15 protein-coding genes are annotated in these 21,094 nt (G+C 70.1%); 9 read left to right on the plus strand and 6 right to left on the minus strand.

The features are described from left to right. Nucleotides 1–54: 54 nt before the first annotated feature. The 3 genes from ACFRKB_RS20320 to ACFRKB_RS20330 form a co-directional block, all read right to left on the minus strand. Complete coding sequence (locus tag ACFRKB_RS20320) at nt 55–666, minus strand: Rv1733c family protein (RefSeq protein ID WP_383107489.1); 612 nt, start codon at nt 664–666, stop codon at nt 55–57. A gap of 189 nt (nt 667–855) precedes the next feature. Continuing rightward, nucleotides 856–1,728 carry an MOSC domain-containing protein gene (locus ACFRKB_RS20325; protein ID WP_383107490.1) on the minus strand — a complete coding sequence of 291 codons (873 nt, stop codon included), beginning with the start codon at nt 1,726–1,728 and terminating at the stop codon, nt 856–858. A gap of 135 nt (nt 1,729–1,863) precedes the next feature. Next, nucleotides 1,864–2,349, minus strand: a complete 486-nt coding sequence (locus ACFRKB_RS20330; RefSeq protein ID WP_383107492.1) for a DUF6643 family protein — start codon at nt 2,347–2,349, stop codon at nt 1,864–1,866. Between the two features lie 250 nt (nt 2,350–2,599). On the opposite strand from ACFRKB_RS20330, the gene ACFRKB_RS20335 reads away from it, so the two are divergent. Then, the gene (locus ACFRKB_RS20335) at nt 2,600–3,880 is read left to right on the plus strand and encodes a TerD family protein (protein WP_383107494.1); all 1,281 of its coding nucleotides are present in this window, start codon (nt 2,600–2,602) and stop codon (nt 3,878–3,880) included. A 94-nt stretch (nt 3,881–3,974) separates the two neighbouring features. Here ACFRKB_RS20335 and ACFRKB_RS20340 read toward each other — a convergent pair whose 3' ends face one another. Continuing rightward, a complete protein-coding gene (locus ACFRKB_RS20340) occupies nt 3,975–5,228 on the minus strand; it encodes a glycosyltransferase (protein WP_383107495.1) in 1,254 nt (417 codons plus the stop codon). Nucleotides 5,229–5,286: 58 nt separating this feature from the next. Here ACFRKB_RS20340 and ACFRKB_RS20345 point away from each other — a divergent pair, with 58 nt between their 5' ends. Both ACFRKB_RS20345 and ACFRKB_RS20350 read left to right on the plus strand, forming a co-directional pair. Then, nucleotides 5,287–6,069 carry a glutamate racemase gene (locus ACFRKB_RS20345; protein WP_383107497.1) on the plus strand — a complete coding sequence of 261 codons (783 nt, stop codon included), beginning with the start codon at nt 5,287–5,289 and terminating at the stop codon, nt 6,067–6,069. A 183-nt stretch (nt 6,070–6,252) separates the two neighbouring features. Continuing rightward, nucleotides 6,253–6,813, plus strand: coding sequence for a hypothetical protein (locus ACFRKB_RS20350; RefSeq protein WP_383107499.1), 561 nt, complete (start codon nt 6,253–6,255; stop codon nt 6,811–6,813). A gap of 102 nt (nt 6,814–6,915) precedes the next feature. Here the strand turns inward: ACFRKB_RS20350 and ACFRKB_RS20355 are convergent, their stop codons facing one another. Further along, entirely contained in the window at nt 6,916–7,977 is a 1,062-nt protein-coding gene (locus ACFRKB_RS20355; RefSeq protein WP_383107501.1) for an O-antigen ligase family protein, read from the minus strand. Nucleotides 7,978–8,357: 380 nt separating this feature from the next. Between ACFRKB_RS20355 and lnt the strand changes: the two genes are divergently transcribed. From lnt to ACFRKB_RS20375, 4 genes are all read left to right on the plus strand, one after another. Further along, entirely contained in the window at nt 8,358–9,965 is a 1,608-nt protein-coding gene (gene lnt / locus ACFRKB_RS20360) for an apolipoprotein N-acyltransferase (protein WP_383107502.1), read from the plus strand. 9 nt (nt 9,966–9,974) lie between these two features. After that, on the plus strand, nt 9,975–10,454 hold the full coding sequence (locus tag ACFRKB_RS20365) for an NUDIX hydrolase (RefSeq protein ID WP_365974887.1): 480 nt from the start codon (nt 9,975–9,977) through the stop codon (nt 10,452–10,454). Nucleotides 10,455–10,510: 56 nt separating this feature from the next. Further along, nucleotides 10,511–11,386, plus strand: a complete 876-nt coding sequence (locus ACFRKB_RS20370; protein ID WP_383107504.1) for a 3-hydroxybutyrate dehydrogenase — start codon at nt 10,511–10,513, stop codon at nt 11,384–11,386. Nucleotides 11,387–11,620: 234 nt separating this feature from the next. Then, nucleotides 11,621–13,543 (plus strand): helix-turn-helix domain-containing protein, encoded by a 1,923-nt coding sequence (locus ACFRKB_RS20375; protein ID WP_383107505.1) that lies wholly within the window; start codon nt 11,621–11,623, stop codon nt 13,541–13,543. 41 nt (nt 13,544–13,584) lie between these two features. On the opposite strand, the gene ACFRKB_RS20380 is transcribed toward ACFRKB_RS20375, so the two are convergent. Further along, entirely contained in the window at nt 13,585–14,988 is a 1,404-nt protein-coding gene (locus ACFRKB_RS20380) for an MFS transporter (RefSeq protein WP_383107507.1), read from the minus strand. A 335-nt stretch (nt 14,989–15,323) separates the two neighbouring features. Between ACFRKB_RS20380 and ACFRKB_RS20385 the strand changes: the two genes are divergently transcribed. Together ACFRKB_RS20385 and ACFRKB_RS20390 are read left to right on the plus strand one after the other, a co-directional pair. After that, on the plus strand, nt 15,324–16,460 hold the full coding sequence (locus tag ACFRKB_RS20385) for a PQQ-dependent sugar dehydrogenase (RefSeq protein ID WP_383107508.1): 1,137 nt from the start codon (nt 15,324–15,326) through the stop codon (nt 16,458–16,460). A gap of 195 nt (nt 16,461–16,655) precedes the next feature. After that, a complete protein-coding gene (locus ACFRKB_RS20390; RefSeq protein WP_383107510.1) occupies nt 16,656–20,978 on the plus strand; it encodes a LamG-like jellyroll fold domain-containing protein in 4,323 nt (1,440 codons plus the stop codon). Nucleotides 20,979–21,094: the final 116 nt, after the last annotated feature.

Consider the following 21,094-nt stretch of genomic DNA (forward strand, 5'->3'; position numbering starts at 1 on the left):
GTTGACGCGAACGGCTCGTACAGGGCGTGGTCCCAGCTGCCGGGGGGCATCGTTTCAGCTGCCCGCGCCGGTACGTCCCCAGTCGGGACCGGCCGCGGCCCAGGCGCGGTCGAGCCGCTGGTAGCGCCGCTGTACGAGCCGCCATATGATCAACCGTTTGGCGCACTCGACGAGTCCGACGGCCAGCACCGTCGCGCCGAATCCGGCCAGAACCGCGTGAACGCGCGCGCTGGTCGCGTTCATCGGGCCCCGTACCTGCTTGTCGGTCCGCTGATCGGTCCACATGCCGAACGTGTCGCCGGCGCGCGGTTTCCGCAGCGGGGCGGTGACCGTGCCGGTGCGCGCGCTGCCGTCCGCCGCGCTCCACGTGGCGGTCACGCGGGTGCCCGAGGCGTGATCCGAGAGCGACTCGGCGTCGTGGGCGACGTGGCGGTGGTCCGCCGCGCGCTCGACGACCACGGCCGTCGTGCGATGCCGCTGCTCGTGCTGGACGCGCGCGGTGTTCCGCAGCGAGTCGTCAAGGGTGTTGCCGCAGATCCAGCCAATGGCGGGGGTGACGAGAGCGAACAGCAGCACCGCCGTCAGCGCGACCCACGCCTCCACGAGATCGGTGCCCCGGCGCAGGGGGTTGTGCCGCCAGCGCCAGAGCCCCACGATGATGCGCACAGTCCCGCACCTCCCTCCCGTGTCCGTTTTAGCCGCGGGGGGCAGGGTTTACGCGCGAGGGACCGCAAGAGAGAGCAAGCTCACCTCGATGCCCCCTGCACGCAATACACCGGATGCCGGGTGGTGTTCCTGTGACGCGAGGGTTTCGCACGGGTGTCACTCGCGGGCGAACTGGCCCCCGGCAACGCGTCATTCGAGCACGGTCACCGGATCGCCCACCCGGAGCGTGCCGGTGGACTCGGGGACGAGATTCTGTCCGAAGATCAACTGGCTGCCGAACCGGCGGTAGTGGCCGAGGGTGCGCAGCGGCTCCTTGCCGCGCTCGCCGGTGCGCTGGTCCGTGGTGGTGATGACACACCGGCCGCACGGCTTGGCCACCCGGAAGGTCACCGCACCGACGGCGATGCGCTGCCAGTCGTCCTCCTCCCAGGGACTCGCCCCGGCCACCACGAGATTCGGCCGGAACCGCTCCATGGGAAGCGGCCCCTCGTCCGGATGATCCCCTTGCGCGATCAGGGAGTTGAGGGCGTCGAGCGACGCGGTCGTGGTCACCAGCAGCGGGAACCCGTCCGCGAAACTCACCGTTTCGCCGGGCCGTGCGTAGAGCGGGTCGACCGGCCGGCGGACGGCGGGGTCGTCGAGATGGACGAGCCGGACCTCCACCCCGAGGTACCTGCTCAGTGTCCGGTGCACGTCGTGTCGCGTACCGTCGGCGTCTTCCGCGGAACGTGCGTCAGGACCGGCGAGCACCGACTCGACCTTGGTCCCGAAGATGTCCGCCACCACGGTGTCGTCCGCCCGTGGCACGTCAACGACCAGCGGATCGATTCCCGGCGCGGACAGCCGGATCCCGCCGTCCGGCCGCGGCTCCGCGCGGACGAGCGCCAGGCTCGGCTGCTGGCGCTGTGTGACCGCCTTCCCCGTCGCGTCGATCAGCGTCCAACGGCGGTCCCCGGCAAGCCCCCAGGGCTCCACGACCGCGCTGTCCGGCGTACAGCCGGCCATCGACTTGACCGGATGGACCCGCAGGGCGTGCAGAACAGGATGGACTGGCTTCGGCATGCGGCCATCCTGCCAGCCGCCCGGGACGCACGCCGGATCAGTACCCCCCGTCGGTACGTCCGTGCCGTCGCTACACCCCTGCCGTCAGCGCGTCCGCACTGTCACTACGGCCCGGCCGTCACCGTCCCCGCGCTGTCAGTAGCCCCGCGTCTGATAGGGCCGGTTGTACGGATCGTCGTACTGTCCGGGCTGTGCGGCGGGCACCGGACGCGGAGCCGCCGGACGCATCGCCTCGTAGCCCGTACCGGGCATGGGGCGCTGCGGCTGCGCCTGCTGCTGGGGCTGCTGGGCGGCCGGGTAGCCCCGGGGCGGCGTCTGCTGCGGGATGTACGGCGCGGGCGCGTGCTGGAGCGGCATGGGCTGCGGCGCCGGCTGCTGCTGGTAGCCGCCCCCGTACGAGGAGTACGAGGAAGCCGACGGGGAAGGACCCGCCGGCAGTGCGGGCAGCGCGGCGGGCAGAGCCGGCAGATAGCTGTTGCCCGTGTCGTAGGCGGAAGGCACTCGGATCGGGGCGATCTGAGGCGTGCCCCGCTCCGCGACCAGGGAGTCGTAGATAGGGGTGTCCGGGAACGACGGCGCGGTGTAGTAACCGCCGCCGTAGGTGGCGCGGGGGGAGGTCATAGAACATAAGTTAAGCCCACGATGTGCCGGTTGGGGAGTCCGATAAGGGGGTTCTTTCGGGAGCTGTGGGTGACTTCGGATCCCCAATGCGAGCGAACATGGGAAAAACGGTCGTCCGATGGTGTTCGGATCGTGTAAAGGGCAAGCTAGCGGGGGGTTACGGCGGGTCCCAGGGGGTCCGGCCGACGTTCCTGCCATTAGGTTGGCCGCACGTAATCTTCGGACACCCCGACTCGCGATGGGGGCGAGCATGTCCATGCTTAAGGGAGCCAATCTTCCGGTACAGGCGCAGGCCGTCCGGGTCGAATTGGGATGGCGTTCAGGACCGGGGGTGCCGGACGTCGACGCGTCGGCGCTCCTGCTCGTGTCGGGAAAGGTCCGCTCGGACGCGGACTTCGTCTTCTACAACCAGCCGGCCCACGCCTCGGGCGCGGTACGGCACGAGGGCAAGAAGACCGGCGGGGACGGTGTCACGGACACACTCGCGGTCGATCTCGCCCGGGTCGAGCCCGCCGTCGAGCGGATCGTGCTGGCGGCCTCGGCGGACGGCGGCAGTTTCGGCCGGGTGCCCGGCCTGCGGGTACGGGTGCTGGACGCGGCGTCCGGCGCCGAGATCGCGCGGTACGAGAGCCAGGACGCGACCGTCGAGACGGCGTTCCTCCTCGGTGAGCTGTACCGGCGCCAGGGGAACTGGAAGTTCCGGGCGGTGGGACAGGGCTACGGCAGCGGACTGGCGGGCCTGGCAACGGACTTCGGCATCTCGGTCGACGACGAACCGGCGCCGCGCACCGCTCCGGCGGCCCCGGCGCCCGTACGCCCGGCGCCCGTGCGGTCCGAGCCCGTACGCCCCACGAGGCCGGTCGCTCCGCCGCCCGCCCCGGCCCCCGCGCCCGTACGGCTGAGCAAGGTGACGCTGACGAAGGACGCCCCGTCCGTCTCCCTGGCCAAGCAGGGCGGCACCTCGGGCGCGATGCGGGTGAACCTCAACTGGCAGATGCGTAAACAGTTCAGGGGCTGGGGCGCCAAACTCGGCCGGGCCGTCGCCAACCACAGCGATCTCGATCTCGACCTGTGCGCTCTCTACGAACTGTCCGACGGACGCAAAGGCGTGGTCCAGGCCCTCGGCAATGCCTTCGGCGCGCTCCACCAGCCGCCGTACATCCATCTCGACGGCGACGACAGGACCGGTGCGGTCTCCAGCGGTGAGAACCTCACCATCAACCTCGACCACAAGGACCGGCTGCGGCGCATCGTCATCTTCGTGACCATCTACGAAGGCGCGCGCAGTTTCGCGGATCTCGACGCGACGGTCACCCTCCAGCCGCAGCACGGCGCCCCGATCGACTTCGCGCTCGGGGAATGCACGGTGCCCTCGACGGTCTGTTCGCTGGCCCTGATCACCAATACCGGCTCCGACCTCGTCGTCCAGCGCGAGGCGCGCTTTCTCGTACCGGAACGCGGAGTCAGCCCGCAGCGCACCATCGATTACGCCTATGGGTGGGGCATGAACTGGACGCCCGGCAGGAAGTGACCTACGGGCAAAGGCCCCTGGAACCCTCCGCGACGGCGACGGCGACAGTGGCATGGGTGGCATGGGTGGCGGGGGTGGTCACGGCGACGCCGGGTCAGGGGTCCGGCGCGGTCTCGGGACGGGTGTACGTACGCCCCTTCCAGGCCGCGCCCCGGCCCCGGTAGTGCTGCACCGCCGAGTCGACCGTCATCAGCAGATAGAGCAGCGCGGTGAACGGCAGCAGCGGCGCCAGCCACGGCGAGAGCCGGTAGTAGCGCAGCATCGGGAGGTACGTCCCGGCCATCACCGTCCACGCGGCGAACCCCAGCCACCCCGCTGTCCTGTCCCCGCCGAACATCCCGGCACAGACCGCGACGGGCGGCGCCAGATAGACCACCGCGAGGCCCGCGACCGTGAGCATGAGCAGCAGCGGGTTGTGCCGGAGCTGCGCGTAGGCGCTGCGCGAGACCATCCTCCAGAGATCGGCCAGCCGCGGATAGGGGCGCACGCTGTCCACCCGCTCCGCCAGCCCCAGCCAGATCCGCCCCCCGCTGTGTCTGACCGCCCGCGCCAGTGACACATCGTCGATCACCGCCTGACGGATCGACTCGGGCACCCGCGCGCGCTCGGCGGCCTCCGTGCGCAGCAGTACGCAGCCGCCGGCCGCCGCCGTGGTGCGCGCGCCGGGGCTGTTGATCCAGCGGAACGGATAGAGCTGCGAGAAGAAGTACACGAACGCCGGCACGACCAGCTTCTCCCAGACGCTCGCGACCCGGAGCCGTGCCATCTGCGAGACGAGGTCCAGTTCGTGCGTCCTGGCCGCGACGACCAGTTCCCGCAGACTGTCGGGCTCATGCGCGATATCGGCGTCCGTCAGCAGCAGGTACTCGGGATCGCGGGCGCGGGCCAGCGCGATGCCGTGCCGCAGCGCCCACAGCTTCCCGGTCCAGCCGGGTTCCGGTTCACCGGGTGCGGCCACCGTCAGCGGCAGACCGCCGTACCGCGCGGACAGTTCGCGGGCCAGCCTGCCCGTACCGTCCGCGCTGCCGTCGTCGATGAGGAATATCTCCGCCCGGCCCGGATAGACCTGCGCCAGCAGGGACGGCAGTGACTCGGGCAGTACGGCCGCCTCGTCCCGCGCGGGTACGACGAGAGCGACGGACGGCCACCGCTTCGGGTCGTCGTGGTCGGCGCCCTCCGGGCGGCCCTTGTGGTCACGGGCGAGGTCGTCGTACCGCGAACCCTCACCGGCCGTACCGTCCTCACGCGCGGGCAGCCGTTGGTCGGTTCGCCAGAAGAACCCCTGACCCAGCAACAGCCAGCCCCAAGCGGCCAGCGAACCCATGGCGATCCAGGCAACGGTGCTCATTCGCCGCAGTCTGCACCACATCGACCGGACCGCACATGCTGTCGACTATGGTGACTGGGTGAAGATCGCACTCATGGACTCCGGCATCGGTCTGCTGGCGGCGGCCGGTGCGGTACGCCGCCTGTGCCCCGAGGCCGGTCTCGTCCTCTCCTCCGACCCCGACGGAATGCCGTGGGGTCCCCGCTCCCCCCGAGATGTCACCGAGCGCGCGCTGGTCGTCGCGCGGGCCGCGGCCCAACACCGTCCCGACGCGCTGATCGTCGCCTGCAACACCGCGTCCGTACACGCCCTGCCCGCGCTCCGCGCCGAGCTGGAGCCGCGACTGCCGGTCATCGGTACGGTCCCGGCGATCAAGCCGGCGGCGGCGGGCGGCGGGCCCTTCGCGATCTGGGCCACCCCGGCCACCACGGGCAGCCCCTACCAGCGCGGTCTGATCCGTGACTTCGCCGCGTCCGCCGAGGTCACCGAAGTGCCGTGCCCCGGACTCGCGGACGCCGTGGAGCACGCCGACGAGACCGCCATCGACAGCGCGGTGGCCGCGGCCGCCGCGCTGACCCCCCGTGATGTCAGGGCCGTCGTCCTGGGCTGCACCCATTACGAACTGGTCGCGGAGCGTATCCGTACCGCTCTCGCGCAGCGTGGGCTGCCGGCCGTCGTCCTGCACGGCTCGGCCGGCGCGGTCGCCGCACAGGCACTGCGCCGTATCGGCGAGCGGTCCGCTCCTGCGGGGCCGACCGGGAGCGTCACCGTGCTGCTCGGCGGGCGGGAGTCCGCACTGCCGGCACCCGCGTTGGCGTATGCAGAGGGGCGGCTGCTCGCCGCCGTCAGTCAGGTGCACTGACGACAGCCTCACTTTCGCTGGACAGACGGATTCACGGATTCACGGATTCTCTGAATGGCTGAGGACCGGACTACTGGACTAGGGCCTGTCCGCCGGACAGGCCCTAACGGCCCTTGTGACGTAGCCCTCCATTCGGCGGTCATCAGACTCCCCCTTGGGTGGAATCTGAGTACGCTGCTTGCCATGAAGGACTACTCCCGGCAGGAGGGCCAAGGCGCCGAGCCCCTGCCCGAGACCTGGACCGGGCGCGCCACGAACCGTGTGCAGTGGCTGCTCGCCGCCGCGGGCGCCGGGTGCGTCGCGCTCGGGGTGGAGCTGGCCGTGGACTCCAACTGGACGTCCGGTGTCGCGGCCCTGCTGATGTCCGTCATCGGCTGCGTGGCGGCGGGCCTGCTGATTCTCTACGGCACGCTGGCCTTCGTGCATGTGGCGGTCAGAGTCGACGGCGACTGTCTGGAAGTGCGCTGCGGCCACATGGGCCTGCCGCGTCGGCGTATCGAACTGGCGCATGTCGTGGACGCGGATTTCGTGCCGCGCGTCACCCCGCGCCAGTGGGGCGGCTGGGGGTACCGCTGGCGTCCCGAGATGGGTACCGCCGTGGTGGTGCGCCGAGGTGAGGCGCTCGTCCTGAAGTTGGGTGACGGCAGGACCTTCACGGTGACGGTGGACGACGCCGAGTCGGCGGTGAGGATCATCCGGAGCCGGCTGCTGCTGCTCCCCAGGCCCAACGCGGCGGGCATCTGAGCCCGTCGTTCCGTTCCGGGTGTCCCAAGGGTTTCGAGGGTACCCGGGTCGTTTTGTCCCCGTCCGGGCTGTTCCGCAGGCGTCCCAGCCGTTTCGCGGGGCCTATGCCGGGTCGGCCGCCCTCCGCGCCGTCGCCAGGCCCGCGAGCAGGCTCGCGCCCGCTGTCACCGGTGTGAAGCTCAGCGCGTTGCCCACACACGCCATCGCGGCCAGTGCCGTCAGCGTGGCGCCGGCCGTCAGGACCACCGGAGTGGAGCAGGGCGAGCGCCCCAGCCCGTACAGCAGCCAGCAGAACACCGCTCCGAGCAGCAGTACGCCCACTACGCCCTGTTCCGCGGCCTGCTGGAGTGGCGCCGACTGCGGCTTGCCGTCGGTGTCCAGCGACTGGGAGACGGTCGGGCTGAGGTCGCCGAAGCGGTCCGGGCCGGCGCCCAGCACCGGATTCTCCTTCGTCAGCTCGGCCGCGTCGTGCCACAGCCCCACCCGGTACTGGGTGAGCTGTCCCTCCAGCGAGACCGAGAGCCCCTCGGGCAGCGCCCGCTCCGCCACCGCCCAGGACGTACCGACGAGCAGCGCCGTCACCAGCCCGAAGGCGGCGAGAGCGGGCAGCCGGCGGCGCATCCGGGCCGCCGCCAGCGAGCAGAGCAGCACCCCGACGGCCGCGATGAACCCCACGAAGGAACCGAGCAGTGAGGCGGTGCCCGCGACCGCCAGGGCCAGCAGGCGCAGCGCGGTGCGGGTGGCCGGCCGCCGGGCCGCCGTGGCGGCGCAGCAGGCCGCGCCCGCCGCCAGGACGAGCAGCGCGGCGACCGCGCCGGTGTCGCCGGCGGGTGTGAAGACGGCCACGGCCGTGCCGAACGTCTCATGGCTCGATATGAGCGCCGCCACCAGCGCGCCGACCGACACGACGGACGCGGTGGCGACCGGCACCAGCGACCCGCTGATCCGGCCGAAGACATATCCCGCGGTGACGGCGAGCACGGCGAGCAGGGCGCCCTCCGGCCTGCCGTGGTGCGGTGTCGCGCTGATCAGCGGCCACACGGCGCAGCCGCCGAGGACCAGCGCGCCCAGCACGTCGGGTCCCCGGCCCCGGTCCTTCCTGGGGTCGCGGACGTGTCCCCGTACGGCTTCGCGTACCGCGGAGTGTTCCCCTGGCGCGGCCATCCCGTCGACCCCCCGAGCTGTGACGGACCCTGTCCGGTGACGGCCGGATCCGGCCAGATGGTGGTCAGGGCTGGCGCACACGGTAACCGCAATCGTGGGGATGTGTGGAGACATTGCGGAGGAACGTTACTGCGTGCAGATAAAGGACGACTCGACAGGGTCGCCCGGCGAGCTCCCGACCACACCGCCCGAGCTCCCGACCACACCGCCCGATCTCCCGGGCGCATCCCCCGGTCTCCCGACCGCATCACCCGATCGGGCTATCCGACGCGGACGGTTCCGCGGGCACTCGGCGGGCCGGCCGACAGGCCGCCCCCTGGATCAGCCCTATGGATCACCGCGCTCCCCGGCGCACAGCGGATCACCGTAGACTCCGCCGGGTGAGCGCCACCATGACCCCCGTAGAGCCTCCTCCGCCCGCCCCCGCCGCCGGTGGCGGGCAGCGTCTGCTGCGCAGGCTCGCCAGGCCCGGTGCCGCGGTGGTGTCCGGCGTCCTTCTCTATGTGAGCTTCCCGCCCCGCACCCTGTGGTGGCTGGTGCTGCCCGGCTTCGCCCTGCTCGCCTGGAGTCTGCACGGGCGGCGGGCGCGCGCGGGGTTCGGTCTCGGCTACCTCGCGGGCCTCGGGTTCCTGCTGCCGCTGCTGTTCTGGACGGGCGCCGAGGTCGGGCCGGGGCCCTGGCTCGCGCTCGTCGCGGTCGAGGCCCTCTTCATCGGCTTCACCGGCCTCGGGATCGCGCTCGTCAGCAGGCTGCCCGTATGGCCGGTCTGGGCCGCGGCCGTGTGGATCCTCGGTGAGGCGGTCCGCGCCCGGGTGCCGTTCGGCGGATTCCCCTGGGGCAAGATCGCCTTCGGCCAGGCCGACAGCGTCTTCCTGCCCCTCGCCGCGCTCGGCGGCACACCGGTGCTCGGCTTCGCCGTCGTGCTGTGCGGCTTCGGACTGTACGAGGCGCTGCGCCACGCCCTCGCATTCCGCGGGACCGGAACGCTCCCGCGCCGGGCCATGGCCGGCGCCGCGGCCACCGTGTTCGTCCCGCTCGTCGTGGCGCTCGCCGCCCTGCCGCTCGTCGACGACTCCGCCGAGAACGGCACCGCGACCGTCGCCGCCGTACAGGGCAATGTGCCGCGAGCCGGCCTGGAGTTCAACGCCCAGCGCCGCGCGGTCCTCGACAACCACGTACGCAGGACGCTCCAGCTCGCCGCCGATGTGAAGGCCGGCAAGGTGCCCCGGCCCGACTTCGTGCTGTGGCCGGAGAACTCCTCCGACATCGACCCGTACCGCAACGCCGACGCCCGCGATGTGATCGACCAGGCCGCCAGGGCGATCGGGGTGCCCATCTCCGTCGGCGCCGTCATCACCCCGGACACCGGGCCGCTCCGCAACACCCAGATCCTCTGGGACCCGGAGCGCGGCCCGACCGATACGTACGACAAGCGGCAGATCCAGCCCTTCGGCGAGTTCCTGCCGATGCGTTCGCTGGTGAAGACGATCAGCCCCGGATACGCCGAGATGGTGCGCCGGGACTTCGGCCGCGGCACGAAGCCCGGAGTCTTCGACCTCGCGGGCACCGAGGTGGGGCTCGCGACCTGCTACGAGGCGGCCTTCGACTGGGCCGTACGCGACACCGTCACGCACGGCGCCCAGCTGATCTCCGTACCCAGCAACAACGCCACTTTCGACCGCAGCGAGATGACGTACCAGCAGCTGGCGATGTCGCGGGTACGGGCGGTCGAGCACAGCAGGACCGTGATCGTCCCGGTCACCAGCGGGGTCAGCGCGATCATCCAGCCGGACGGGACGATCACCCAGCAGACCGGGATGTTCACCCCGGACGCGCTGGTCGCCGAGGTCCCGCTGCGCTCGTCGCTCACCCCCGCCACCCGGCTGGGCACCCTGCCCGAGGGACTGTTGGTGGCGGTCGCGGTGGCCGGACTCGGCTGGGTGGCGTTCCGTTCGGTACGCAACCGCCGCGACACGACGGGCGGTTAGGGTCGGAGCATGGCAACCCCCGACTTCATCCGCGAGATCCGGGCCACCGCCGGACACCAGCTCCTTCTGCTGCCGGGCGTGAGCGCGATCGTCTTCGACGACGAGGGGCGTGTGCTGCTCGGGCGGCGCGTCGACACCGGAGGCTGGTCGATCATCGGCGGGATCCCGGAGCCGGGGGAGCAGCCCGCGGTCACGGCGGTGCGCGAGGTGTACGAGGAGACCGCCGTGCGGTGTGTGGCGGAGCGGGTCGTGCTCGTCCAGGCGCTGAAGCCGGTCACCTACCCCAATGGTGACGAGTGCCAGTACATGGACATCACCTTCCGCTGCCGCGCGGTCGGCGGTGAGGCACGCGTCAATGACGACGAGTCCCTGGATGTGGGGTGGTTCCCCGTGGACGCGCTGCCGGCGCTTCAGGAGTTCGCGCTCTTCCGGATCAAGCAGGCGCTCACCGATGCACCCACATGGTTCGAACCCACCACTTCGGAGTGAAGTGTGGGCGCTGACCATATCGGTCGGTGCCGACGCCCCTCCTTAGGGTGCGGAACATGACCGCGCCCACCACACCGGTATCCGTACCGGGTCCGGGCCCCCGTACGCCGGGGTCCCGCACCGCCGACCGTCCCGTGACCGCCTCCGACGCCGTTGCCCCCGCCTCTCCTCCCCTCGATCTGACGGGCCGTACCGCGCTGGTCACCGGCGCCGCGAGCGGCATCGGCCGGGCCTGTGCGCTGCGCCTCGCGAGGGCGGGGGCCCGGGTCAGAGCCGTGGACCGGGACGGCGAAGGGCTCGACTCCCTGACGGCGGAGGCGGACGGGCTGCCGGGGGCGGTCGAACCGCAGGTCCTCGATGTGACCGAGCTCGACGCGGCGGAGCGCGCGGCGCGGGGCACGGACATCCTCGTCAACAACGCGGGACTGCAACTGGTCCGCCCCATCGAGGACTTTCCCCCGGATGTGTTCCACACCGTCCTGACGGTCATGCTGGAGGCGCCCTTCCGGCTGATCAGGGGCGCGCTCCCGCACATGTATGGCCAGGGCTGGGGCCGGATCATCAATATCTCCTCCGTACATGGGCTGCGCGCCTCGGCTTACAAGTCGGCCTATGTGGCGGCCAAACACGGTCTTGAAGGGCTCTCCAAGACCGCTGCTCTGGAAGGTGCCGCCCACGGGGTCACCTCCAACTGCGTCAATCCCGCGTATGTGCGCACACCACTGGTCGAGAAACAGATCGCCGACCAGGCGGAGAGCCATGGCATTCCCCGGGAGCGGGTCGTGACCGATGTCCTGCTCCAGGACTCCGCGCTCAAGCGGCTCCTGGAGCCGGACGAGGTGGCCGAGGCGGTCGCCTATCTCTGCACCCCCCACGCGTCCTTCATCACGGGCACCTCGCTCGCGCTCGACGGTGGCTGGACCGCGCACTGACCCCGCACTGGCCGCGTACTGACCGTGTACCGACCCCAGGTGGGGACCCGGACGGGGCTGGGGCGGGCATCGGGCGGGGCCGGGGCGGGCCCCGGGTGGCTCCCGCGGGCGGGTCGTCGGCGGCCTGCCCGCGGGAGCCGGCGGGTGGCCCGGACGGGGGGCCGAGTTGTCCACATCGCATCCGTTGTCCACAGGGCTGGCGCGGACGGCCGTAGGGCGGGTAATCCTGTGTCCATGTCCCACGACATGTCCCACGATCAGGCTTCCTACCTGGAGCTCCTCGCACGCGGCGCCGCGGCGGAGGCGTACGACCGCCCCGCGCTGCTGGCCCGTGCCGAGGGCGCAGGACCGGAGGCGCTCGCCGCGCTGGAGCACGCCAAGCGGCTCGCCCTGCGGGTGCGCGCCGAGCTGGCTGAGCGACGGCGCCGCGAGGCCGAGCTGTCGGCGCTCTTCGAGACCGCGCACGACCTGGCGGGGCTGCGTGATCTGGACGCCGTGCTCCGCGCGATCGTCCAGCGCGCGCGGTCGCTGCTCGGTACGGAGGTCGCCTATCTCTGCCTCAACGACCCGGCCGCGGGCGACACCTATATGCGGGTCACCGAGGGCTCCGTATCGGCCCGCTTCCAGCAACTCCGCCTCGGCATGGGGGAAGGGCTCGGCGGGCTCGTCGCCCAGACCGCGCGCCCCTATGTCACCGACAGCTACTTCGACGACCCGCGCTTCCAGCACACCAGAACCATCGACTCCGGCGTACGGGACGAGGGGCTCGTCGCCATCCTCGGCGTCCCGCTGATGCTCGGCAGCCAGGTCATCGGTGTGCTCTTCGCCGCCGACCGCCACGCGCGGGTCTTCGAGCGTGAACAGATCGCCCTGCTCGGCTCGTTCGCCGCGCACGCCGCCGTCGCCATCGACACCGCGAACCTGCTGGGGGAGACACGGACGGCGCTCGCGGAGCTGGAGAAGGCCAACGAGATCATCAAGGAGCACAGCGGGGCCATCGAACGCGCCTCTGACGTGCACGACCGGCTGACCGAACTGGTGCTGCGCGGCGGAGGTGTGCACGACGTGGCGAGCGCGCTCTCCGAAGTGCTCGACGGCACGGTCGAGTTCGCTCACCCCGATGCCCCGTCCGTGACCGCGCTGGAACTGACCGGCACCGAAGGCCGCGCCAAGCGCCACGGCGAGGTCTGGGGCGCCGCCGTGTCGGCCGGCGGCGAACTGCTCGGCGCGCTCGTCCTGCGCGGGCACCCCGGCCTCGACCCCGTCGACCAACGCACCCTGGAGCGGGCCGCGATGGTCACCTCGCTGCTCCTGCTCGCCCGCAGATCGGCCGGGGAGGCCGAGCAGCGGGTACGGGGCGAGCTGCTGGACGATTTCCTCGACGCCCCCGACCGCGACCCCCGTCTGCTGCGTGAGCGGGCCGTGCGGCTGCGCGCGGACCTCGACGCCCCCCATGTGGTGCTGGCCGCCCGGATCGACGGACCCGTCCCCGGCACGGCCGGCGCCCCTGGAGCGACCGAACGGGAGACCGCCGACCGGCGCCGCCTGTGGTCCGCCGCGTCCCATCTCGCCGCGACCGGACAGGGCCTGGCCGCCACCCGCGACGGCGGCACGGTCCTGTTGCTGCCGCTCGCCCCCGGCGACACCGCGGCCGAGCTGGCGAGACGTACGGCAGGACAGCTCGGCGGCGCCCTGCGTGAGCCCGTCACCATAGGCGCGTCCACGGTCATCGAGGCGCCCGCCGCGCGTCCGGGCGCGATCGCCGAGGCGTACGCGGAGGCCCGGCGCTGCCTCGACGCCCTGCGGCTGCTCGGCCGCTCGGGCGACGGCGCGGCCGCCCAGGACCTCGGCTTCCTCGGTCTGCTGCTCGCCGACACCCGCGACATCGAGGGTTTCGTGGACCGTACCATCGGTGAGGTCGTCGCATACGACCTGCGCCGGGGCACGGACCTTGTCCGCACCCTGGGCGCCTACTTCGCGTCCGGGATGAGCCCGGCCCGTACGAAGGACGAACTGCACGTCCACGTCAACACCGTTGCCCAGCGCCTCGAACGTGTCGCCCGGCTGCTCGGCCCCGACTGGCAGTCACCGGCGCGGGCGCTGGAGATCCAGCTGGCGCTGCGGCTGCACGCCATGTCGGAGGCCGTCGTACGGTGAACGGGGAGTTCCACCGTACGACGGCCTCCGACAACAGCCCATCAGGCCCCGGTGATACGGGAACCGGCGTCATCGGCCCGCCGCGGCGCGGGCACGCCCTTCCGGGCCGGCTCCGCGTCGACATCGGTGAGATCGCGGTGGCGGGTCTCCCGGGCACACGCGATGGCGACGATGGTGAGCAGCGCGGCGGCGATCACGTACAGGGCGATCGGCGTCGAGCTGTCGTAGTCGGCGAGCAGCGCCGTGGCGATGAGCGGCGCCGGAGCACCGGCCGCGACCGAGGAGAACTGCGCACCGATCGAGGCGCCCGAGTAGCGCATCCGGGTCGCGAACATCTCCGAGAAGAAGGCCGCCTGCGGCGCGTACATCGCACCGTGCAGCACCAGACCGACGGTGACCGCCAGGAGCAGATTGCCGAAGCTCGCGCTGTCGATCAGCGCGAAGAACGGGAACATCCAGGCACCGACGCCGACGGCACCGATCAGATAGACGGGCCGGCGCCCGATCCGGTCCGACAGCGCGCCCCAGGCGGGGATCACCGCGAAGTGCACGGCGGAGGCGATCAGCACGGCGTTGAGGGCCGTCTGCTTGCTCAGCCCCGCCGAGGTCGTCGCGTACACCAGGATGAAGGCGGTGATCACGTAGTAGCTGATGTTCTCGGCCATCCGCGCGCCCATCGCCACCAGCACATCCCGCCAGTGGTGCCGCAGGACGGCGACGAGCGGCATCTTCTCCGCGGCGGCCCCGGCGGCGGCCTTCCGCTCCTCGGACCTGGCCAGCGCCTCCTTGAAGACCGGTGATTCATCGACGGAGAGCCGGATCCACAGACCGACGATCACCAGCACCCCGGACAGCAGGAACGGAATGCGCCATCCCCATGAGGTGAAGGCCGCGTCCGAGAGCAGCGCGGTGAGCGCCGACAGCACGCCGGTGGCGAGCAACTGCCCGGCCGGCGCCCCGGTCTGCGGCCACGAGGCCCAGAACCCCCGCCGCTCGGCGTCCCCGTGCTCGGACACCAGCAGCACGGCCCCGCCCCACTCACCACCGAGCGCGAACCCCTGAATCAGCCGCAGCACGGTCAACAGCACCGGGGCCGCCGTACCGATGGTGGCGTGCGTGGGCATCAGCCCGATGGCGAACGTCGCCCCGCCCATCATCAGCAGACTCAGCACCAGCAGCTTCTTGCGCCCGAGCCGGTCACCGTAATGCCCGAACACCAACGCGCCGAGCGGTCGCGCGGCGAAGCCGACGGCGTAGGTGAGAAAGGACAGCAGCGTCCCGACGAGCGGATCGGAGTCGGGAAAGAACAGCTTGTTGAACACCAGCGCGGCGGCGGATCCGTAGAGGAAGAAGTCGTACCACTCGATGGTCGTGCCGATGAGGCTGGCGGCGACGATGCGCTTGAGATTCGATTCAGCCGGTGGAGCTGCTGCGGGGGATGCCATGTGCACCACTTCCAGGCGTTGTGCGGGGACGTTTGTGTGTCGCCACACCGTAGGAACACGCAGGTCACGCGCGTATGTGGTGGGACACCATAGTTCGGCCCCGCCAAGTGCGCGTTCCCTCCATGGGTGCGAAGGCGAAGAGCGCGACGGCGCGCGGAACGGAGGTGCATGGATGAAGCATTGGTCTACGCCAACCGCTCCTGTCCCTGTATCCTCATGTGTGGCCAGCGGCACACAATCCCCCCACCCAGGTTGCGTGCTGGCGCGGGCGACGCCCACACAACTCTGCCCAGGCAGCCGGGTTCCCCCCATTCGCCGCCTCTAGGAGGGCCACGGTGAAAGTTCGCACCAGAAGCTCGGCGATCATTGGCACCATCTGTCTCATTGCTTCCCTAGCCTTGACCACGGCGTCCGCCGACGAGGCCGTCGCCCCGCGTAAGGCGGTGGAGGTCACGCTCAAGAAGGTGGCCACAGCCCAGAATCCCATCGCCGGCGCCGCCGGGCCCGATGACACGGTCTGGATAGCCGAACGCGCGGGCACCGTACGGGTCCTGGACGATCAGGGGCTCGGCGAGCCTGTCCTCGACATATCCGACGAGACCACCACCGACGGCGAACGCGGCCTGCTGGGCATCGCGTTCGACAAGGAGCTGGCGCACTTCTACATCTCGTTCACGGACCTCGAAGGCACCAGCACCGTGGACGAGTTCGCCATGGAGGACGGCGAGATCCAGCCGGACACCCGGCGTACGGTGCTCACCCAGACACAGCCGTACGCCAACCACAACGGCGGCGACATCAGGTTCGGCCCCGACGGCTATCTCTACATCGCGTTCGGCGACGGCGGCTCGGGCGGCGACCCGCACGGCAACGGCCAGAACCTCGACACGCTGCTCGGCAAGCTGCTGCGGATCGACCCGAGCGGCGGCGAGCCGTACGCGATCCCGGCGGACAACCCGTTCGTGAACGACCCGAACGCGAGGGACGAGATCTGGGCGTACGGGCTCCGCAACCCGTGGCGGTTCTCCTTCGACGCGGGCACGGGCGACCTGCTGATCGCGGATGTCGGCCAGAGCGCCTGGGAGGAGATCGACTGGGCCCCGGCGGACAGCGAGGGCGGCGAGAACTACGGCTGGTCCCAGATGGAGGGCAACCACCCCTTCCGCGGCGGCACGGAGCCCGCGAACCACGTACCGCCGGTCTACGAGTACGACCGCAACGGGCTGGGCTGCTCGGTGACCGGCGGATACGTCTACCGCGGCGACGCGATCCCCCGCCTCAAGGGGCAGTACCTGTTCAGCGACTACTGCGACGGCACCGTCCGCGCTCTGCGGATGAAGGACGGCAAGGTGACCGGCGAGAGCGACCTCGGAGTCAACGGCGGCGAGGTCATCTCGTTCGTGGAGGGCGGCGACGGCGAGCTGTACGTGCTCGCCATCGGCGGCACCGTCTCCCGCATCGACCCGGCGTAACCACTCAGGTCAGGCCCGGTGCTGAGCCATCAGCACCGGGCCTGTTGTGCTTGGCGGCCCCGCTTCGGGAGTGCCTGTGGCGCGGACGGGGAGAGCGAGTTCGGTGGGTAGCTTGATCGCTATTGACAACCCTGTGCTACAGGCCTTTAACTCTGCGAAGTTGTATGACTTCTGTGAAAGTTGGGGCGGGGAATCATGGGTGCGGGGTGGGGGAGTCGGGGCGTCCGGACGGGGAGACGCGGACGTGGCCGGCGGGTTGTGGGCGGGCTGGTGCGCAGCCTTGGCGTCGTGCTGGCGGCTGGGCTTCTCCCCTTGTCAGCTCTGCCCGCTGCCGCACAGTCGCCGGCGGATCTGCCCGGCGTCACTCGGGCCGCTGGTGTGGACGATGGCGCGGGCCCCCATGAGGCCACTACGGACGACGCGCTCGCCGAGGCGAAACGTTCGGGCAAGCCCGTCGAAGTGGGTTCGCTGCGGGGTGAGCGCAGCGATGTGTTCGCGACCCCCGATGGCAGTTTGGAGGCCCGCGAGTATCTGCGGCCGGTGCGGGCTCGAGTGGCGGGCGAGTGGAAGCCGATCGATACCGAGCTGACCAGGACCGCGGACGGGGAGGTTTCCCCGAAGGTCAGCACGGTAGGGCTGCGGTTCTCCGCCGGGGGTGATGGGCCGTTGGTGCGGTTGGAGAAGGCTGGACGCGAGGTGGCTCTCTCCTGGCCCGGATCGTTGCCTGTACCGGAGTTGGGCGGTTCCACCGCCACCTACCGTGACATTCTTCCCGGTGTCGACCTGCGGATGGGTGCGCAGGAAGACGGCTTTACGCAGTTGTTGGTGGTCAAGACGGCCGAGGCGGCGGCGAGCGAGAAGCTCGCCGAGCTGAGTCTGGACCTCGCGGCTGAGGGCGTGGATGTCCGTGAGACGGCCGAGGGGGGTCTTGAGGCGGTCGACCAGGGTGCCCAGAGTGCGGTGTTCGAGGCGCCGAAGCCCATGATGTGGGATTCCAGCACTCCGTCCGGCGACGGCGCGACTCCCGCCCGGCTGCGGAAGGCTGAGGCCGCCGATGGCGGGGACGGCGGGGGCGAGCCCGGCGCGGGAGAGTCGGGCAAGCTGGCCGCTGTCGGTGTGGAGGTGCCCGCAACCGGCGATGCGCTGGTGCTGAAGCCGGACGCGGATGTTCTGTCGGGTGCGGACACGGTGTACCCGGTGTTCATCGATCCGCAGTGGTACTCGCCGAGGGCTTCGGCGTGGACGATGGCGTCGAAGTACTGGGCGTCGTCGCCGCAGTGGAAGTTCAACGGCGACTCGGATTCGGGGTTGGGCTACTGCAATTGGTACTACTGCCAGCCGAATGACACGAAGCGGCTCTTCTACCGGATTCCGACCTCGAAGTTCGCCGGTAAGTCAATCCTGAGCGCTGAGTTCGTGGTGCGTAACACGTGGTCGGCGTCGTGTTCGTCGCGCAGCGTCGAGTTGTGGCGTACGAAGGACATCTCGTCGTCCACGACGTGGAATTCGCAGGACGTCTCCGGATTCTGGATCAAGCAGCTGAGGTCGGAGTCGTTCGCGTACGGCTATGAGGGTTGTTCGGCGAAGGACGCGGAGTTCGATGTGAAGTCCGCGGTGCAGGAGGCCGCGAACGGCAAGTGGTCCACGATGACGTTCGGACTTCGCGCGGCCAGCGAGGTCGACGAGTACGGCTGGAAGCGCTTCTCGGACAAGGCGTTCCTGCGGGTGAAGTACAACCGGCCGCCGCCCCAGATCAAGATGTCGCAGCTGATGATGGAGTACGGCGGCATGTGCGCGAAACCGGACAGCGCGGCCAGGATACGGACGCTGGGGAAGATCTATGCGAACAACGTGACCGATCCGGATGGCGACAACGTATCCGTGGAGTTCCAGGCATCCTGGGACACGGGTGACGGCAAGGGCATGGTCGCGCGCTGGAGTCCGGCGCGGACCACCGCCATGGCATCCGGGTCGAGTTTCGCGATCAGCCTGCCGACGTCGGTGCCGAAGGACAAACAAGTGGCCTGGTACGCGCGGTCGTACGACGGAGCGCAGTACTCGCCCTGGTCGACCGTGGGCAGTCCGACCGGCTGTTACTTCGTGTATGACACCAAGGTGCCGAAGGCTCCGTCGATCACATCAGGCGAGTATCCCTACTCGGATCCCGAGGATCCTGATGCTCCCTGGCTGGACGGCATGGGCAAGTACGGCACGTTCGAGCTGAAGGCGGCCGACAGCGATGTGGTGAAGTACTGGTTCGGAGTCAACATCGACGCGTCTTCGAAGAATACGGTCGCCACGACTGCGGGCGCGGCCCGGAGCATGCACATTCTTCCTCCCCGGCCCGGGCTGAACTTCGTCATCGCTCGGACTTTCGACGCCGCCGGCAACGGCAGCGAGCCGTATACCCACTTCTTCCGGGTCAGGGCGGGGCAGCCCGAGCGGGCGGCCTGGGACCTGGACGATCCGGCAGGTGCGAGTCAGGCGCAGGGTACGGCGGGCGACCGCGTCGCCGACCTGCGCGGTGGTGCCACCCCTGGTGTGCCGGGGCGGCTGGGTACGGCGGTGTCGTTCGACGGCGTCGACGACTATGCGCGGACGGACATCCCCACCGTGGCCACGGAGAGCGGATTCTCGGCCGCGGCATGGGTCAAGCTGTCGAAGACACCGGACACCGCGGCGATCATCGCGGCACAACCGGGCAACCACAGCCCGGGCTTCGAGCTTTACTATTCGAAGTCCTACGACCGCTGGGTGTTCAACCAGTTTCTCTCCGATACTCCGGACTCCAACGCGGTGCGGGCCATGGCCCCAACGCCGGGCGGGGTGACCGCAGGTGAGTGGACACATCTGGTCGGAACGTACAGCCAGACAGACGGTGAGCTGAAGCTGTACGTCCAGGGAAAGCTGGTCGGCACAACCCCGTACACAAACCCGTGGGACGCCCGGCGGGGCCTCCAGATCGGTGCCGGCTCCTACAGCGGCAAGCCCGGATCCTTCTTCCCCGGAACCATCGACGATGTCCACATCTACGACAAGCCGCTCACCGCGACCGAGGTCACCAGGCTGTACACCAAGCAGCCCATCGGAACGGGACGCCCGGCCCGCGCGGTCTTCCCCATGGACGAGCCCGCCGACGCCACCCAGATCACAGGCCGCGCCGACGTCCATCCGGCAACGCTCAAGGGCGGCGCGGTGCTCGGCAAGTCCGGCATGGAGGGCAAGGCACTCACCCTGGATGGCGTTGACGACTACGCCACTGCCCCGGCCCCGCATGTCAACAACCGGCGCAGTTTCACTGTTTCGGCGTGGGCGAAGCTCCCGAAGTCCAAGCCCGACCACGCCGGGATCATCGCCACCCAGGCCGGGGATCACAAATCCGGCTTCGAGTTGTACTACTCCAGTGCCTACGACCGGTGGGTGTTCAACCAGTTCGTCTCGGACACGTCCGATTCCGGCGCGATCCGGGCCATGCAGGCTGATGGCAAGACGGCTTACGGCGGTGAGTGGACCCATCTGGTAGGTGTGCACGACACGGTCGTTAACCAGCTGACGCTGTACGTCAACGGTGTCGAGGCGGGCCAGGCCAGTGTTTCCGAGACCTGGTACGCGGGAGGACCGGTGCAGATCGGCGCCGGCTCCTACGAAGGCCAGCCCGGCTCTTTCTTTCCCGGCCAGATCGACGAGGTGAAGCTTTTCGACCGCCCGGTCTCCGCCGGGGAGGTACAGCAGCTCTTCAAGCAGAGCCCGGTGCTCAAGGGCCGGTGGAACTTCGAGGAGACCACGAACGGCACACCTGTCACCACGCCTGATCTGTCCGACGAGAAGAACCCCATGAGTCTGTCCGGCGGAGCACGACTCGGCGCCGGAATGATCGACTCCAGTGGACTGGAACTGGATGGCGTCAACGACTCGGCGGCCACGAGTTCTGCGCCTATCGAGACCAGCTCCAGCTTCACCATTACCGCTTGGGCCCAGGCCGCGGCAGTGCCAGGGAAGACAGTGTCGGTAGTGAGCGGTGAAGGCGTCAGCCAGAGCGCGTTCAACCTCCGCTTCGTGCCGGACGCCAAAGACCCGGAGGGGCTGGGGTACTGGGAGGTGGCCCTTCCCGATGTGGATGGCACCGAAGCGTCGGTTCGACGAGTGAGCAACAGCGAATTCTACGACGTGCGTGACTGGAACCACCTGGCCGTGGTCTACGACGGGTTTGCCAAGGAGGCCCGTTTGTATGTCAACGGTGTCCTTCAGACAGCCCTGTGCGGTGACGACGACGCTAACGGTGAGACGGACGACCCCGCGTGCGAAGACCTCCTTGCCTGGGCCGACGATGTACTGACCTTCAAGGCCGACAAATCCCTCCAGGTTGGCAGGGCGAAATCGGCGGGCAGCTGGGGCCAGTACTTCCCCGGGGCGGTGGACGACGTGTGGGCGTTCCAGGGTGCCCTCAGCGACATACAGGTTGAGAAGCTGGCCGCTTCGTGGTTCGACATCCCCACTGAGGTGCCCTCCGGCAGCTGATATCTGACCGGGCCGCACCCAGCCCTGTTGCCCGGGGGCCCAGCAGCACGCTCGACTCCTTTCCCCTATTTCACCGTTCGCGCCACGCCTGTCCGACGGGCACGCGGCGCCCGGCA

The sequence above is a fragment of the Streptomyces scopuliridis genome (assembly GCF_042790125.1).
Taxonomy (GTDB): Bacteria; Actinomycetota; Actinomycetes; order Streptomycetales; family Streptomycetaceae; genus Streptomyces; species Streptomyces scopuliridis_A.